Source organism: Franconibacter daqui, from assembly GCF_014644275.1.
Taxonomy (GTDB): domain Bacteria; phylum Pseudomonadota; class Gammaproteobacteria; order Enterobacterales; family Enterobacteriaceae; genus Franconibacter; species Franconibacter pulveris.
In genome coordinates this window covers 200,227-216,345 of the sequence record NZ_BMKJ01000003.1, presented here as the reverse complement: position 1 = coordinate 216,345, position 16,119 = coordinate 200,227, and the positions used below count along the sequence as shown (strand labels likewise).

General features: G+C 55.8%; 14 protein-coding genes. 2 read left to right on the top strand and 12 right to left on the bottom strand.

All coding sequences use genetic code 11. From position 1 onward, the window contains the following. Positions 1-136: 136 nt before the first annotated feature. Together dapB and IEX01_RS13240 are read right to left on the bottom strand one after the other, a co-directional pair. Positions 137-958: a 4-hydroxy-tetrahydrodipicolinate reductase gene (dapB, locus tag IEX01_RS13245; protein WP_024556365.1), complete on the bottom strand. Its 822-nt coding sequence runs from the start codon at positions 956-958 to the stop codon at positions 137-139. 205 nt (positions 959-1,163) lie between these two features. Then, positions 1,164-1,796: an alanyl-tRNA editing protein gene (locus IEX01_RS13240; RefSeq protein ID WP_188724011.1), complete on the bottom strand. Its 633-nt coding sequence runs from the start codon at positions 1,794-1,796 to the stop codon at positions 1,164-1,166. A 94-nt stretch (positions 1,797-1,890) separates the two neighbouring features. Here IEX01_RS13240 and IEX01_RS13235 point away from each other — a divergent pair, with 94 nt between their 5' ends. Next, entirely contained in the window at positions 1,891-2,799 is a 909-nt protein-coding gene (locus IEX01_RS13235; protein ID WP_048887732.1) for a LysR family transcriptional regulator, read from the top strand. Between the two features lie 13 nt (positions 2,800-2,812). Here IEX01_RS13235 and rihC read toward each other — a convergent pair whose 3' ends face one another. From rihC to ribF, 6 genes are all read right to left on the bottom strand, one after another. Then, positions 2,813-3,730, bottom strand: a complete 918-nt coding sequence (rihC, locus tag IEX01_RS13230) for a ribonucleoside hydrolase RihC (RefSeq protein WP_188724010.1) — start codon at positions 3,728-3,730, stop codon at positions 2,813-2,815. A gap of 71 nt (positions 3,731-3,801) precedes the next feature. Next, the gene (gene ispH / locus IEX01_RS13225) at positions 3,802-4,752 is read right to left on the bottom strand and encodes a 4-hydroxy-3-methylbut-2-enyl diphosphate reductase (RefSeq protein ID WP_024556369.1); all 951 of its coding nucleotides are present in this window, start codon (positions 4,750-4,752) and stop codon (positions 3,802-3,804) included. After that, positions 4,733-5,203 (bottom strand): FKBP-type peptidyl-prolyl cis-trans isomerase, encoded by a 471-nt coding sequence (gene fkpB / locus IEX01_RS13220; RefSeq protein ID WP_024556370.1) that lies wholly within the window; start codon positions 5,201-5,203, stop codon positions 4,733-4,735. The genes ispH and fkpB overlap by 20 nt, the downstream gene beginning before the upstream one ends. A gap of 107 nt (positions 5,204-5,310) precedes the next feature. Further along, complete coding sequence (gene lspA, locus IEX01_RS13215) at positions 5,311-5,817, bottom strand: signal peptidase II (RefSeq protein WP_024556371.1); 507 nt, start codon at positions 5,815-5,817, stop codon at positions 5,311-5,313. After that, entirely contained in the window at positions 5,817-8,633 is a 2,817-nt protein-coding gene (gene ileS, locus IEX01_RS13210; protein WP_048887735.1) for an isoleucine--tRNA ligase, read from the bottom strand. Before ileS ends, lspA begins: the two co-directional genes overlap by 1 nt. A gap of 47 nt (positions 8,634-8,680) precedes the next feature. Further along, positions 8,681-9,619 carry a bifunctional riboflavin kinase/FAD synthetase gene (gene ribF, locus IEX01_RS13205; protein ID WP_024556373.1) on the bottom strand — a complete coding sequence of 313 codons (939 nt, stop codon included), beginning with the start codon at positions 9,617-9,619 and terminating at the stop codon, positions 8,681-8,683. 330 nt (positions 9,620-9,949) lie between these two features. On the opposite strand from ribF, the gene rpsT reads away from it, so the two are divergent. Then, positions 9,950-10,213 carry a 30S ribosomal protein S20 gene (gene rpsT, locus IEX01_RS13200; RefSeq protein WP_024551208.1) on the top strand — a complete coding sequence of 88 codons (264 nt, stop codon included), beginning with the start codon at positions 9,950-9,952 and terminating at the stop codon, positions 10,211-10,213. 63 nt (positions 10,214-10,276) lie between these two features. On the opposite strand, the gene nhaR is transcribed toward rpsT, so the two are convergent. The 4 genes from nhaR to dnaK all read right to left on the bottom strand — a co-directional run bounded on the left by nhaR (position 10,277) and on the right by dnaK (position 15,865). Then, positions 10,277-11,176 carry a transcriptional activator NhaR gene (nhaR, locus tag IEX01_RS13195; RefSeq protein ID WP_024556374.1) on the bottom strand — a complete coding sequence of 300 codons (900 nt, stop codon included), beginning with the start codon at positions 11,174-11,176 and terminating at the stop codon, positions 10,277-10,279. 67 nt (positions 11,177-11,243) lie between these two features. Further along, complete coding sequence (nhaA, locus tag IEX01_RS13190) at positions 11,244-12,416, bottom strand: Na+/H+ antiporter NhaA (protein ID WP_188724057.1); 1,173 nt, start codon at positions 12,414-12,416, stop codon at positions 11,244-11,246. Positions 12,417-12,725: 309 nt separating this feature from the next. Beyond that, positions 12,726-13,862 (bottom strand): molecular chaperone DnaJ, encoded by a 1,137-nt coding sequence (dnaJ, locus tag IEX01_RS13185; protein ID WP_024556376.1) that lies wholly within the window; start codon positions 13,860-13,862, stop codon positions 12,726-12,728. A gap of 86 nt (positions 13,863-13,948) precedes the next feature. After that, on the bottom strand, positions 13,949-15,865 hold the full coding sequence (gene dnaK / locus IEX01_RS13180; protein WP_024556377.1) for a molecular chaperone DnaK: 1,917 nt from the start codon (positions 15,863-15,865) through the stop codon (positions 13,949-13,951). Positions 15,866-16,119: the final 254 nt, after the last annotated feature.

Genomic DNA, 16,119 nt, shown 5'->3' with positions numbered 1-16,119 from the left:
ACCTCTTTTTGAGATTTAGCCATGATATAAACGCAAGAACGTTGAAATACAATAAAAATAAAAAGGGCAATAAATTATTACCCCTTCAATCAAAGAGTTATGATTGTAATAACCACATCACGATGGGTAATTCTGACTACAAATTGTTTAAATCCAGCACATCACGCATATCATAAAGTCCATTTTCATGGCCTTTTAACCATAAAGCAGATCTAACCGCGCCATTTGCAAAAGTCATCCGGCTTGAAGCCTTATGCGTAATCTCAATGCGTTCACCGATATCAGCAAACATAGCGGTATGCTCGCCAACGATATCGCCTGCGCGAACCGTAGCGAAGCCGATGGTGCCAGGCTCCCGCTCGCCGGTATAACCTTCGCGCGCATAAACAGCGCACGCTTTAAGATCTTTATCCAATGCCTGAGCAATCGCCTCCCCCATCGCCAGCGCCGTGCCGGATGGCGCGTCCACTTTATGGCGATGGTGAGCTTCGATAATTTCGATGTCGGTGTAGTTGCCCATTACTTTCGCCGCTTTCTCCAGCAGCTTCAGCATGACGTTGACCCCAACGCTAAAATTAGCGGCAAAAACGACCGGGATGGACCTGGCGGCTTCGCTGATGGCCTGCTTGCCCGCCTCGTCGAAACCGGTCGTGCCGATGACCATGCCTTTGCCATGCTGGCGGCAAAACGCCAGGTGCGCCAGCGTGCCTTCCGGTCGGGTAAAATCGATGAATACATCGAAATCATCGACGATCGCATCGAGACTGCTCTGGACGATGACTCCTGACTTACCCGCGCCCGCCAGTTCTCCGGCATCGCTGCCGACCAGCGATGAGCCTTCACGCTCCAGCGCCGCGCCAAGCGCCACGCCATCCATCTGTAATGCCGCCTGGATTAACTGCCGCCCCATGCGGCCGCTTGCTCCGGCGATGGCGACGCGGATTTGTGCTTCTTGCATAGTTATACTCTTCGTATGTTAAGAAATTGCTTATAAAACGTTCTCAGGTTAACCAGCCCACCCACGAGCTGCCAGCGAAAAACGCGCATAATTAGAAATTTATGACAAAACGGAGGGGATATCAGTAAAAGACATTAAAGGCGCATGCTTTTTATGGATAAGCATACGCCTGTGAGACAGAAGCGCTTAATAGTTGCAGAAAAGGCTATTCTGCCAGCTGGTAGGCCACGATCAGTTGCCCTTTTTTCACTTTCAGGCTGGTGAGCTTCACTTCCCCTAACTCCGCCAGCGAAACGACATGCGTGCCGCCGCAGCCGTAAACGGGTAAATCACCAAAGCGCACCTGGCGAAGAGTATTGTCGAAGGTGACCAGGCGCGGCAAATCGTCAGCTATCCAGGCGGCGATTTTTTCACTTAGCGCGCAGGCCTCAGGCGCAAGCGCGCCTTCTATCGCATTAAAGGTGATTCTGCCTTCGCCCGGCCAGTGGTGCGCTTTTACTGGGCGCCAGCCATGCTGCTCGCCTGCATAACCAATCAAATGCCCTGCTGAATGCCAGCGGGAATGCAGCTTACGCAGCGACGCATTCACCTCCAGCTTTACCCTTTCTTGCGCCACAGGCTGCCCGAGAAAATGAATAACCTTATCGCCGCGGTTCTCCAGGCGCACCAAAGGGATCCCGTTAATCGTACCGCTGTCCGCAGGCTGCCCGCCGCCCTGGGGATGAAACAGCGTGGCATCAAGTTCCACTTCATAGAGCCCGTCGCTGTTCGCCTCGCAGCGCAGCACCTGCGCTTCGCCGCTTACGGCATCGCTGGTGTAATAGCGTTTTTCAGTCATTATTGTCCTCCCGGTTATCCAGACAGTATATTGATTAACCCGGGGAAGATAATCCCGCCCTCAGACAATGCACCTTTGCATACGACGCATAAATATGAACCTGACGCTATTGCCCGAAATCGCCGCCTTCGTCATCGTGGTGGAGAGCGGCAGCTTCTCTGCCGCCGCCCGCAAGCTCGGCGCAACGCCCTCTTCCGTCAGCCGCAGCATTTCACGGCTGGAGAAAGAGCTCGGCGTTAAGCTGCTGCATCGCACTACCCGCAAGCTGCGACTGAGCGACGCAGGCAGCGAGGTGTTAAAATCCGCCACGGTAATGCTGGACTCAGCGCGCCTGGTCCTTTCGCAGGGCGGCATCGATCAACAGGCGCCGCAGGGCAAGCTCACCCTGAGCGTGCCCAAAGCGGTAGGCCGCTTTGTACTGCACCCGGTAATGGCGGAATTTCTGGCTCGCTATCCGCAGGTAGACATCTGTCTGCGGCTTGAAGATCGTTATATGGACCTGATTGACGATGGTGTGGATCTCGCGCTGCGTATCACCAATACCCCTTCGCCGGGGTTGCATGGCAAAGCGCTAATGCCTATCACACATCTGTTGTGCGCCACGCCGCATTATCTGGCGCAGCATGGTGCGCCGCAGCACCCTCAGGATTTGCGGGCTCACAGCTGCATCAGCCTTGGGGAAACGCCAGTCGACTCGCGCTGGAAGTTTCGCCAGCACGGCAAAACGCTGGTGGTGCAAACCCACGGGCGTTATGCGGCGAACCATACCGGGGTGCGGCTGGACGCGGTAAAGCAACACCTGGGCATTGGCAGCCTGCCGCTGTTCACCGCCCGTGAAGCGCTGGCGAACGGCGAGATTGTACAGGTACTGCCGGAATGGGAATTTATCAGCACCTATTCCGGCCAGCTCTGGCTGCTCTGGTCCGCAGGCCGCCAGTTGCCAGTAAAAATGCGGGTGATGATTGATTATCTGGCTGAGAAGCTGGCCGTTAACAATCGATAATCTCTCCCTTTCGCTATGGCGCCAGCGCGAGGGTTTGCGCCACCCACGCCTGGAAGGCCGGGACGTCAATATCCAGCGCGACCTGCGCATTAGCGGGCTGGTCCAGCCTGCCGTCAAGGTCGACAACCGTTGTGCCAGCGGTGTATTCACCCTGCGTCTCCACAGCCACAAAACACGATTTCAGGGTAAATAGCTCGGGCTTAACCAGAAATGCAATCGCACAGAGATCGTGCATCCGAAGCCCAGTAGCCATACTGCCGCTGCGGTAGTGACTAAAAAGCGCATGCAGCATCGCGCCGGTGCGGTTAAGGGTAGCAAGCTCGGCGAGATACGCTGGCGTTAACTGCGCCCGGTTAGTGACATCAAGACCACACATCACAATCTCCAGCCTGCTTCGAAAAACACGCGCCGCCGCCTCCGGGTCGATAGCGATGTTAAATTCAGCGTTAGGAGTAAAATTACCGCGCCCGGCAGAGCCGCCCATCATCACCAGCCGTTTGATTTTACTAATACAGTCGGGGTAATGGGTCAGCAGCAGCGCGATATTGGTCAGCGGGCCGATGGTGACCAGCGTGACGGGTTCCTCGCTTGCCGTCAGGCAATCATAAATGGCCTGAAAAGCGGGCGCCTCCAGCGCGAGCCTGTCGTGAGCCACAAAGTGATACCCCTCCATGCCCGACTCGCCGTGAACATAAGCCGCATCGCGAAGCGGACGCACCAGCGGCGTGGCGGCGCCCTGCGCCAGCGGCACGTCCTGCTGCCAGAAATGGAGCAGTTGCAGAGCGTTGCGGGTTGTTTTCTCCACGCTGACATTGCCCGCCACGGTGGTAACCAGCCGCAGTTCGAGTTCAGGCGAGAAGATGGCAGCAGCCAGGGCGACGGCATCGTCGATGCCCGGGTCGGTATCCAGAATGAAGGGTAACGGGCTCATGATTTTCTCCATAAAAAAATGCCAGACGGGATTAGCGTCTGGCATCTTCTCATAAACAGAGCGGATGAAGGTTAGTTGACTTCACGAACGTCCATGCGCAGCTCTTTCGGCACTTCAAAAACAATATTTTCTTCCCGGCCTTCCAGCGGCACCGCTTCGCCGCCGCCCAGCTCCTGCAGGCGGGCAATGACATTCTGCACCAGGATATCCGGCGCGGAGGCGCCAGCGGTGACGCCGACGCACTTCGCCGCTTTCACCCACTCTTCCTGGATATCGGTCGCGTCGTCAATCAGAAATGCCGTTTTCCCCATACGCTGCGCCAGTTCGGCCAGGCGATTGGAGTTAGACGAATTTTTCGAGCCGACCACCAATACCACGTCAGCCTGTTCAGCCAGCGCGCGTACCGCTTCCTGACGGTTGGTCGTGGCGTAGCAGATGTCGTCTTTACGCGGTCCGACAATTTTCGGGAAGCGATTCCGCAGCGCGTCGATAACCTCGGAAGTGTCATCCACCGAGAGCGTCGTCTGGGTCATAAACGACAGCTTCGCCTCGTTTTTAACGTCAAGTTTCCAGACGTCGTCCGGCGATTCGACAAGATACATGCCCCCTTCCGGGTTGCTGTACTGACCCATCGTGCCTTCTACTTCAGGGTGGCCCGCGTGACCGATAAGGATAGACTCTTCGCCGCGACGGCTGGCGCGCGCCACTTCCATATGCACTTTCGTTACCAGCGGGCAGGTGGCGTCAAAAACCGTTAAGTCGCGGCTTTTCGCTTCGTTGCGCACCGCCTGAGAAACGCCATGGGCGGAGAAAATCAGGATCGCGCCGTCCGGCACTTCGCTTATCTGTTCGATAAAAATAGCGCCGCGCTCGCGCAGGCTGTCCACCACGTAACGGTTATGCACCACTTCATGACGGACATAAATGGGCGCGCCATAAATCGCCAGCGCGTTCTCAACAATGCTGATAGCGCGGTCCACGCCCGCGCAAAAGCCGCGTGGGTTAGCCAACAGGATCTGCATCAGGCTCCTCCAGTACCGGATCGACTTCCAGCACTTCGATATCAAAATGGATGGTCTGCCCGGCGAGCGGGTGGTTAAAGTCAACGGTGATGGAGTCGCCGTTCACTTCGCGAATCACGCCAGGCATTTCACTGCCATCCATTGCGGTAAATAACATAATCGCGCCGATTTCCGGCTCGCCCGCGTCGATAAAATCGCGACGCGAAAAATATTGAATCAGGTCCGGGCTCGGTACGCCATACGCCGCATCGGGTTCCAGCGAAAACGCTTTTTTGTCGCCCGCATGCAGGCCCAGCAACTGCTGTTCCAGCCCCTCGGAGAGTGAAGTATCGCCCAGGCGAAACAGCGCCGGCTTGCCGTTATTGCGCGTGGATTCCGCCGTGGAGCCATCTTCGAGTTTCAGCGTGAAGTGCACCAGCACTGCGCTGTTGCTCTGTACAGAGTTAGTCATGCATTACAGCCTTTTATGTGTAGCGGATATCTGCGTTGTTGTCTTCGCGAGGCGGTTAATCTCTGCTGAAAAAACGAATGGCGGATGGCTCCGCCATTCATCAATCATCAGGCCTGGTTGGGCTGCTTTTTACCCGGCGAAGGTAAAAACCCTTCCAGCACTACCAGCGCCGCGCCGATGCAGATGGCGGTATCGGCCAGGTTGAAGGTGGCGAAATGCCAGTCGCCGACATAAAAATCGATCATGTCGACAACAAAGCCGTGCCAGAGGCGGTCAAAAAGATTGCCGAGCGCGCCGCCAATAATCAGCGCGTAAGCAATGTTGTTAAGCTTCTGGCTCGCTTTCGCACGGTACATCAGCACCGCCAACACCACACAGATGCCGATGGCGATACCGGCGAAGAACCAACGCTGCCAGCCGCCTTTATCCGCAAGGAAGCTGAACGCCGCGCCATAGTTACGCGCATAGTGCAGATTAAGCGACGGGAACAGGGAAACCGTCTCCCCCAGCGCAAAGTGCTGGAGGATTAACGCCTTACTGCCCAGATCGATAATCAGTACGACTACCACCAGCCAAAGCCAGCGGAGCCCGGTTGAGAAGATCGGTTTACTCATCAGGCAAACTTACGTTTTTCGCCGTCACCGGCTACGTTGCTGACACAGCGACCGCAGATGTCTGCGTGTTCCGCTACCAGACCGACATCGGTGGTGTAATGCCAGCAGCGCGGGCATTTCTCACCTTCGGCTTTTGCGAGCGCTACTTTCAGCCCTTTCAGCAGTTCGCTCTGCTGGGCTTCGTCCGTCGCCTGCGCATAATCCTCAACCTTCGCCTGCGAGGTCAACAGGACGAATCGTAATTCATCGCCCAGCGCCGTCAGCTTCGCCGCCAGTTCCGGCTCGGCAAACAGGGTAACGGCCGCTTCCAGCGAACCGCCGATGCGTTTATCAGCGCGCGCCTGCTCAATAACCTTGTTCACTTCGCCGCGTACTTTCAGCAGATCGTCCCAGAAAGCGTCGTTCATCGCTTCAGTTTCCGCCAGACCAAACAGGCCGGTGTACCACTCGCCGGTGAAGACATATTTCTCGCGTTCGCCCGGCAGATAGCCCCAGATCTCGTCAGCAGTGAAGGACATGACTGGCGCCATCCAGCGCACCAGCGCTTCGGCTACGTGATAGAGCGCAGTCTGGCAGCTGCGGCGCGCCACGCTGTCCGCTTTCGCGGTGTACTGGCGATCTTTGATGATGTCGAGGTAGAACGAGCCCATTTCGATGGAGCAGAAACGCATCAGGCGCTGCACCACTTCGTGGAAGTCATACGCTTCATACGCTTTGACGATATCTTCCTGCGCCGCTTTCGCGCAGCCTACCGCCCAGCGGTCCAGCACGACCATCTCTTCCGGTTTGACCATGTCTTTCACCGGGTCGAAACCGTTCAGGTTAGCCAGCAGGAAGCGCGCAGTGTTGCGAATACGCCGATAGCTGTCGGCGGCGCGTTTGAGGATCTCGTCAGAAACCGCCATTTCGCCGGTGTAGTCAGTGGAAGCGACCCACAGACGCAGAATATCCGCCCCCAGTTTGTTCATCACATCCTGCGGGCTGACCGTATTGCCGATAGATTTCGACATCTTGCGGCCCTGGCCGTCCACGGTGAAGCCGTGAGTCAGCACCTGACGATACGGCGCTTTGCCTTTCATCGCCGTGGAGATCATCAGAGAAGACATAAACCAGCCGCGATGCTGGTCGGAGCCTTCCAGATACATATCCGCCGCGTGACCTGCGAATTCCGGGCGCACATCGACGACAGAGGCGTGCGTAGAACCGGAATCGAACCAGACGTCGAGGGTATCCGGCACTTTTTCATAGCTATTCGCGTCGTCGCCCATGATGTCGCGCGGGTCCAGATCCCACCATGCCTGAATGCCGTCGGCTTCCACGCGCTTCGCCACTTCTTCCATCAGCTCCTGCGTGCGCGGATGCAATTCCTGCGTCTCTTTATGGACGAACAGCGACATCGGCACGCCCCAGGTGCGCTGGCGGGAGATACACCAGTCCGGACGGTTAGCAACCATGGATTCGATACGCGCCTGGCCCCAATCCGGGATCCACTGCACGCCTTTAATCTCTTTCAATGACTGCTCGCGCAGGCCTTTTTGATCCATGCTGACGAACCACTGCGGCGTAGCGCGGAAGATAATCGGCGTTTTGTGACGCCAGCAGTGCGGGTAGCTGTGCAGCAGTTTTTCTACGTGCAGCAGCGCGCCTTTCTCGCGCAGCAGGTTAACCACGATGTCGTTGGCTTTGAATACCTGAACGCCGTCAAGCGTCGGGTAAGTGCCCGGCAGATAGGTGCCATCCGGCCCAACCGGGTTCGCTGTCTCGAGGCCATATTTCTGGCCGATGACATAGTCGTCAGGGCCGTGGCCGGGAGCGGTATGCACCGCACCGGTACCTGCATCAAGCGTAACGTGCTCGCCAAGGATGGCCGGCACGTCGAAATCCAGGAACGGGTGCTTAAAGCGCATCAGTTCAAGATCCGCGCCCTTCACGGTGCCAAGGATCAGCCATTCGCTGATGTTGGCGCGCTTCATAACGCTTTCTACCAGATCTTTAGCGAGGATCAGCGCCTGGCCTTCTACCTGCACCAGCGCGTATTCGATCTCCGGATGCAGCGAGATAGCGCGGTTAGCCGGCAGGGTCCACGGCGTGGTGGTCCAGATAACCAGAGAAACCGGGCCGTTGACATTTTGCGCGCCGAATTTAGCGGCTACGGCGCCCGCATCGACCGCATTAAAGGCGACGTCGATAGATGGCGATGTCTTGTCGTAATACTCCACTTCCGCTTCCGCGAGCGCAGAGCGGCAGTCAACGCACCAGTGCACCGGCTTCGCGCCTTTGTGCAGGTGGCCGTTGCCAATGATTTTACCGAGCGCGCGGATGATGTTGGCTTCGGTTTTAAAATCCATGGTCAGGTATGGATGCGACCAGTCGCCCAGTACGCCCAGGCGGATAAAATCCTGGCGCTGACCATCTACCTGCTCAGCGGCATATTTGCGGCACGCGGCGCGAAACTCGGCGGCGGAGACTTTCTCACCCGGCTTGCCGATAAGCTGCTCGACTTTCAGCTCAATAGGCAGGCCGTGACAGTCCCAGCCCGGCACATAAGGCGAGTCGAAACCGGAAAGCCCTTTGGACTTAACGATAATGTCTTTCAGAATCTTGTTAACCGAGTGACCAATATGAATGCTACCGTTCGCATAAGGAGGGCCATCATGCAGAATGAAGGTTTTCTTGCCCTTTTTCGCATTACGGATGATGCCGTACAGATCGTCATCATTCCAACGCGCCAGCATGCCCGGTTCGCGTTTGGCGAGATCGCCGCGCATCGGGAACCCTGTTTCCGGCAAATTCAGGGTAGATTTATAGTCACTCATCAGATTCTCGGTTCCGTATTTCGGTGTGATAATTAGCCGATCAGGCGTTAAGCCGGTGTCGGTAGCCCAAAAAAGTCGCGGGCGGTGATTACATCTCTGGCGATTTGCGCTTTCAGCTCGTCAAGCGAAGCAAACCGCTGCTCGTTGCGTATTTTTTTACGCAGCACCACATCTATATGGCGTCCATAGAGGTCCATTGCAACATCCAGCAGATGAACTTCCAGCTGCTGGCGCAGACCTGCCACCGTTGGACGGGTGCCGATATTGGCGACGCCTGGCACAGGCTTTTCGCCAAGCCCCATCACTTCCACCGCATAAACCCCTTTTACCGGGGTGACCTGACGGCGCAGCGGGATATTCGCCGTCGGAAAACCTATGGTGCGTCCCAGCGCGTCGCCGTGCACTACGCGGCCAGAAAGGGCGAATGGACGGCCCAGTAACGTCTGCGCTTGTTCAAGATTGTCTTCAGCCAGCGCCTGGCGCACCGCCGTGCTGCTGATGCGCAAGCCATCTTGACAAAAGCTTTGCGTGCTGGTGACTTCGAAGCCATATTCGCGCGCAGCCTTTTGTAATAACAAGAAATCGCCTTGCCGACCAGCGCCGAAGCGGAAATCGTCGCCAATGGCGAGAAAACGCACGCCGAGGCGCTTAACCAGCAGTTCGCTGACGAAACTTTGCGCCGTCAGCGCCGCGAAGCGCCGGTCAAAGCGCACGCACAGCACATAGTCAACGCCGCACTGCGCCAGATAGCGCAGCTTTTCGCGCAGGCGCGTCAGCCGCGCGGGGGCTTTGTCGGCGGCGAACAGTTCCAGCGGCTGCGGTTCGAAAATCATCACCATGACCGGAAGACGGCGCTCGCGCCCTTTTTCACGCAGCCCGTTAAGCAATGCCTGATGGCCACGGTGAACGCCATCGAAATTGCCGATGGTAAGGACACAGCCGTGGTGTTCAGGAGTGAGATTATGTATGCCGCGTATCAGCTTCATGACAGGCTCAGGACAGTGAAAATCGTCGGATTATACCTTGTACAGCGCCCAAGGTTAACCGGCGATTGGCGCTGCCGGGCAGAAAGCATCAGGGTTTTCCTGATACAGTACCGCAATTTGCGAGAAATCAGGCCTGCAGGCGCGAATTTTGTCCGATAAAGACTGTATTCAGGGCGGGCAAGCTGGTAGAATCTTGCGCCATCACTACGTAACGAGCGCCGCCATAGTAAACGGCGCTTATTTGCACAAATCCATTGACAAAAGAAGGCTAACGGGGCATATTCCTCGGCCTTTGAATTGTCCACATAGATCATATTTGGGAGTTGGACCTTGGCTAATATCAAATCAGCTAAGAAGCGTGCCGTTCAGTCTGAAAAGGCCCGTAAGCACAACGCAAGCCGTCGCTCTATGATGCGTACTTTCATCAAGAAAGTATACGCGGCGATTGCAGCAGGCGATAAAGAAGCTGCACAGAAAGCATTTAACGAAATGCAACCGATCGTGGACCGTCAGGCCAGCAAAGGTCTGATCCACAAAAACAAAGCAGCGCGCCATAAGGCTAACCTGACCGCGCAGATCAACAAACTGGCTTAATCGTCCGTTCGTTGTTGCTTGTTAAAAAGACCCGCTTAATGCGGGTTTTTTTATGCCTGCCGTTCAGTCTTCGTGAAGATTAAATAACGCCGAATAGTTCTTGTTGCAGATACGCTGCACAGCGGGATGCTGGATCATCCGCTCGGCAAAAATCGCATGATACTCTTCCATCACGTTATCTATTCGCCCTATCTCAATAATGCTGTCATCGCTGTAAAAATCCTGCGCGTAAAGCGTCGGCGCGATAAATATCGCATTATGCGCCGCCCCAAAGGCTTTCATTAGCGCCGCATCGTCAAACTCGCCCAGGATTTCCACCTTCAGCCCCTGAGAGTTAATCCAGTTAAGCAACTTACGTCCGAGCATGGAACGGCGGCCCGGGACGAGCAGACGGCGTTCTTCCAGGCATTCCGGGAACGGTTTGTTCGGCGGCGGGTTCTGGCACCAGAAACTGATGCTGCATTCGCCAATCTTCACGGAAAAGAGCCCTTCCTGCTGAGTGGAATCGATGGGGCAATCCGAGATAATCATATCCAGCTTATGCTGGCTTAGCTGTTCCAGCAGCATTTCATGGGTGGACTCGAAGCAGCGCAGGTGAATTTGTTCATTCTCAACCACCACCGCTTCCAGCACGCCACTCACCAGATGTTTAGACAGCGCGTCAGCCACACCGACATCAAACAGCAAATGCGACTCTTTGCGGTAGTTCACGATATCCAGCATCTCCTGGCTCAACGTGAACATCCGATCGGCATAGCGAAAAACCAGTTGCCCCAATTCGCTGGGCTCAAGCCCGCGCCCCTTGCGCTTGAACAGTTTTCCCTGAAGGCGCTCTTCCAGCGCTTTTATCTGACCGGTTATCGTCTGGGGCGTAAGGTAAAGCGCCTCGGCAGCCCCGACTACAGAGCCTTCTTTGTAAACATGCCAGAAGTAGTACAAGTGGTTGTAATTGATATGCGACATAGCCTTTCGCTCCCTGATGTTGAATGATCAATAAAGCGCGCTCCCCCCTGGAGCGCGCCACGCGAAGTCAGGCCCGATGCGGAACCTTAAAACTGAACCTCAGCAGGCTGTAACCTGTTACCGCCGCCAGTAGCGAACCAATGAGAATTCCCAGCTTGGCCCATTTGACAAGGGCAGGCTCCACATCCCCAAACGCCAGCGTGGAGATAAAAATCGACATGGTAAAGCCGATGCCGCATAGCACGCCCACCGCCATAATCTGACGAAAAGTCGCGCCCTGTGGCAGCTTCGCCAGCCCAAGTTTCAACGCAAGCCAGCAGAAAAGGCTAATGCCGAGCGGCTTGCCGATAAAGAGGCCAGCGATAATGCCAAGCGGCAGCAGCGAAGCCAGCTCTTGCGGAGTTACGCCTTCGAGCGAGACGCCTGCGTTAGCGAAAGCAAAAAGCGGCAGGATCAGAAACGCAACCCACGGATGAAGCACATGCTCCAGCGATTTCGCCGGCGATTTCCCGCCCTGCTCTTTTAGCGGAATAAAAAAGCCAATCGCCACCCCAGCGAGCGTGGCGTGAACCCCTGATTTCAGCACCGCCGTCCACAGCACCAGCCCGACCATGATGTAAACCCCGGTGCGGCGAACATTGCAAACATTCAGCAACGCCAGTACAAAAATCGCTCCAGCAGCAATCATCAACGACAGCAGCGAAAGCTCATGGGTGTAAAACAAGGCGATAATGATAATCGCGCCCAGGTCGTCAATAATCGCCAGCGCCATCAGAAATACTTTCAACGCCGGCGGCACGCGGCTGCCAAGCAGCGCGAGCACCCCGAGCGCGAAAGCGATATCCGTTGCGGCCGGAATAGCCCAACCTTCACGCGTAATAGGGTCCTGAACGGTAAATGCCAGATAGAGCGCCGCCGGGATAACCATGCCGCCCAGCGCGGCGATGATCGGAAAAGAAGCCTGGCGCAAACTGGCAAGCGAGCCCTGCAGTAATTCGCGCTTCACTTCCAGGCCAATCAACAAAAAGAAAACCGCCATCAGCGCATCGTTGATCCACAGCAGAAGGTTTTTATTTATCTCCAGTGAACCAATACGCAGCTCAACAGGCGTATCCAGAAACGCCTGATAAGGCACGCTGGTGACATCAAGGTTTGCCAGCACCATCGCCAGCGATGCGGCGATAATAAGGATAATGCCTCCGCTCGCTTCGCCAGCCATTAAACGTTTCACTACCTTCATCATTTGTAACCCTGCGCTTTATAAAGTAAGTATCCACTCAAGCCTATCGCGCAGGAATACTCGTTAAAAGCAGATTATAACGGCTTATTGTATCGGTTTTTTCGCATAAAATGCATTGATGGAGGATCTGTTAGCGAACTTATTATAGAACAGCAAACAGTGATGCTTTGATTGATAAAGGGTTTTATTGCGCCAGCAGAGTATGCTGCCTTAATCGAAATCGCAGAGGAAGCGCCAGGACTCACAAAAAGGCAATAAAAAAGCCCGAGCGCTGAATAAGCGCTCGGGCTTATGTCGTAAGACCGACGATTAGCGAGTCAAATCGTCAAAAAACTTCTTCACGCCGTCGAAAAAGCTTTTGGAGCGCGGGCTGTTCTTCTCGCCCGTCGGGCCGCCGAAGCTTTCCTGCAACTCCTGAAGCAACTGTTTCTGACGGTCATTCAGGCCAACCGGCGTTTCCACCACGACACGGCACAGCAGGTCGCCCTGCGCCCCGCCGCGCACCGATTTCACCCCTTTGCCGCGCATGCGGAACAGCTTGCCGGTCTGGGTTTCGTTCGGCACTTTCAGCATCACGCGGCCATCCAGCGTCGGCACTTCGATTTCACCGCCGAGCGCCGCCATCGCGAAGTTAATCGGCACCTCGCAGTAAAGGTTATTGCCTTCGCGCTCGAAGATCGGGTGCTGCTTCACCTGTACCTGAACGTACAGATCGCCTGCCGGCGCGCCGTGCTCGCCCGCTTCGCCTTCGCCTGCAAGACGGATGCGGTCGCCCGTATCAACCCCCGCCGGGATCTTAACGGACAAGGTTTTGGACTTCTCTACGCGGCCGTGGCCGTGGCATTTGGTGCACGGATCTTTAATCAGCGTACCGCGTCCCGAACAGTGCGGACAGGTCTGCTGCACAGCAAAGAACCCCTGACGCATCTGTACCTGACCGGAACCATGACAGGTCGGACAGGTCTGCGGCTGGGTGCCCGGCTTAGCGCCGTTGCCGTGGCAAACGTCGCACTCTTCAAGCGTAGGAATGCGGATCTCTTTGGTTACGCCGCGAACCGCTTCTTCCAGCGTTAACTCCATGTTGTAGCGCAGATCGGCGCCACGCGCGGCGCGACGACCACGTCCGCCGCCAAAAATATCGCCGAATACGTCGCCGAAAATATCGCTGAAATCTGCCCCACCGCCGAAACCGCCATTAAAGCCGCCGCCCATGCCGCCCTGCTCAAACGCGGCGTGGCCATACTGATCGTAAGCCGCGCGTTTTTGTGCGTCGGTCAGCACTTCATAAGCTTCTTTAATCTCTTTAAATTTGGCTTCCGCCTCTTTATCACCCTGGTTGCGGTCCGGGTGATATTTCATGGCAAGGCGCTTATAGGCCTTTTTGATTTCACGCTCTTCCGCCGTCTTCGGAACGCCTAAAATCTCGTAATAGTCTTTCTTCGCCATTTTGGTTTTCTGCCCTTAACATGCGAGCACGGGCGTGGAGATAACTCCTACGCCCGTGCTGGTTTATCTACCCTGCATCAGGGCGATTATTTTTTATCTTTCACTTCTTCGAACTCAGCGTCGACAACGTCGTCATCTTTCGCATTGCTTGCGGAAGCGTCAGCGCCGCCCGCCTGCTGCTGCGCGTGCTGCTGCTGAGCGATTTCCATCAGCTTCTGGGAAACCTGCGCCAGCGCCTGCATTTTCGCTTCGATATCCGCTTTGTCTTCGCCTTTCAGAGCGCTTTCCAGCGCGCTCAGCGCCGATTCGATAGCGGTTTTGTCGTCAGCCGGCAGTTTGTCGCCTGCTTCTTCCACCTGCTTACGGGTGCTGTGCACCAGGTGATCGGCCTGGTTGCGGGTCTGCACCAGCTCTTCGAATTTACGGTCAGCTTCAGCGTTCGCTTCCGCTTCGCGCACCATTTTCTGGATCTCTTCCTCGTTCAGACCGGAAGAGGCCTTGATGGTGATTTTCTGTTCGCGGTTGGTATTCTTGTCTTTCGCAGAGACGTGCAGAATACCGTCGGCGTCGATGTCGAAGGTAACTTCGATCTGCGGCATACCGCGCGGCGCCGGGTTGATGCCATCCAGGTTAAACTGCCCCAGAGACTTGTTATCGGCAGCGCGTTTACGCTCACCCTGCAGCACGTGAATCGTTACCGCAGACTGGTTGTCTTCCGCCGTCGAGAACACCTGGCTGTGCTTGGTCGGGATGGTGGTGTTTTTGTTGATGAGCGCAGTCATCACGCCACCCATCGTTTCGATACCCAGCGACAGCGGCGTTACGTCGAGCAGCAGAACGTCTTTCACGTCGCCGGTCAGTACGCCGCCCTGCACCGCTGCGCCGATTGCCACAGCTTCGTCCGGGTTAACGTCTTTACGCGGCTCTTTGCCAAAGAACTCAGCCACTTTCTTCTGCACCATCGGCATACGGGTCTGGCCGCCAACGAGGATAACGTCGTTGATGTCAGACACAGACAGGCCGGCATCCTGCAGAGCGACTTTCAGCGGCTCGATGGAACGGTTCACCAGGTCTTCCACCAGGCTTTCCAGTTTCGCGCGAGTCACTTTAATGTTCATGTGTTTCGGACCGGTAGCGTCTGCGGTGATGTACGGCAGGTTCACGTCGGTCTGCTGAGCGGAAGAGAGCTCGATTTTCGCTTTCTCAGCCGCTTCTTTCAGACGCTGCATCGCCAGCGGGTCGTTACGCAGATCGATGCCCTGGTCTTTCTTGAACTCTTCTACCAGATAGTTAATCAGACGGCTGTCGAAGTCTTCGCCGCCCAGGTGGGTATCACCGTTGGTAGCCAGCACTTCAAAGGTTTTTTCGCCGTCAACTTCATCGATTTCGATGATGGAGATATCGAAAGTACCGCCGCCCAGGTCATAAACCGCGATGGTGCGGTTGCCGGTCTCTTTATCCAGACCGTAAGCCAGCGCTGCCGCAGTCGGTTCGTTGATAATACGTTTTACTTCCAGGCCCGCGATGCGGCCGGCGTCTTTGGTCGCCTGACGCTGAGCATCGTTGAAGTAAGCCGGAACGGTGATAACCGCTTCCGTTACCGCTTCGCCCAGGTAGTCTTCCGCCGTTTTCTTCATTTTTTTCAGCACTTCAGCGGAAATCTGCGGCGGAGCCATTTTCTGGCCTTTTACGTCCAGCCATGCGTCGCCGTTATCAGCCGCGATGATCTTGTACGGCATGATAGAAACGTCGCGCTGCACTTCTTCGTCCTGGAAGCGGCGGCCAATCAGGCGCTTGATCGCAAACAGGGTGTTCTGCGGGTTCGTCACTGCCTGACGTTTAGCCGGCTGACCAACCAGAGTCTCACCATCCTGGGTATAAGCAATGATAGAAGGCGTGGTGCGATCGCCCTCGGCGTTCTCCAGCACACGTGCAGTAGTGCCGTCCATAATCGCTACACAAGAGTTGGTCGTACCCAGGTCGATACCAATAATTTTACCCATCTAAACGTCTCCACTAAAAATTCGGTCAATATGTGGTGTGAACCTGTTATGCGGGCGAAACGTGCGGTTTCAACTGCCCAAATCATCATTTTTTTCAGGTTCACCCTTTTCGGTTAACCAGAAGATGGGGTCGCATCACCGGGCATCAAGGGGGACGGCTGAAAATTTTTTTCTTTTCCCCCTGTTCAGATCATAGACGGTGAAAATTGCCGCGATTATGATGCCGCGCCCCGCTCAGAGCATGCTGGCGACGG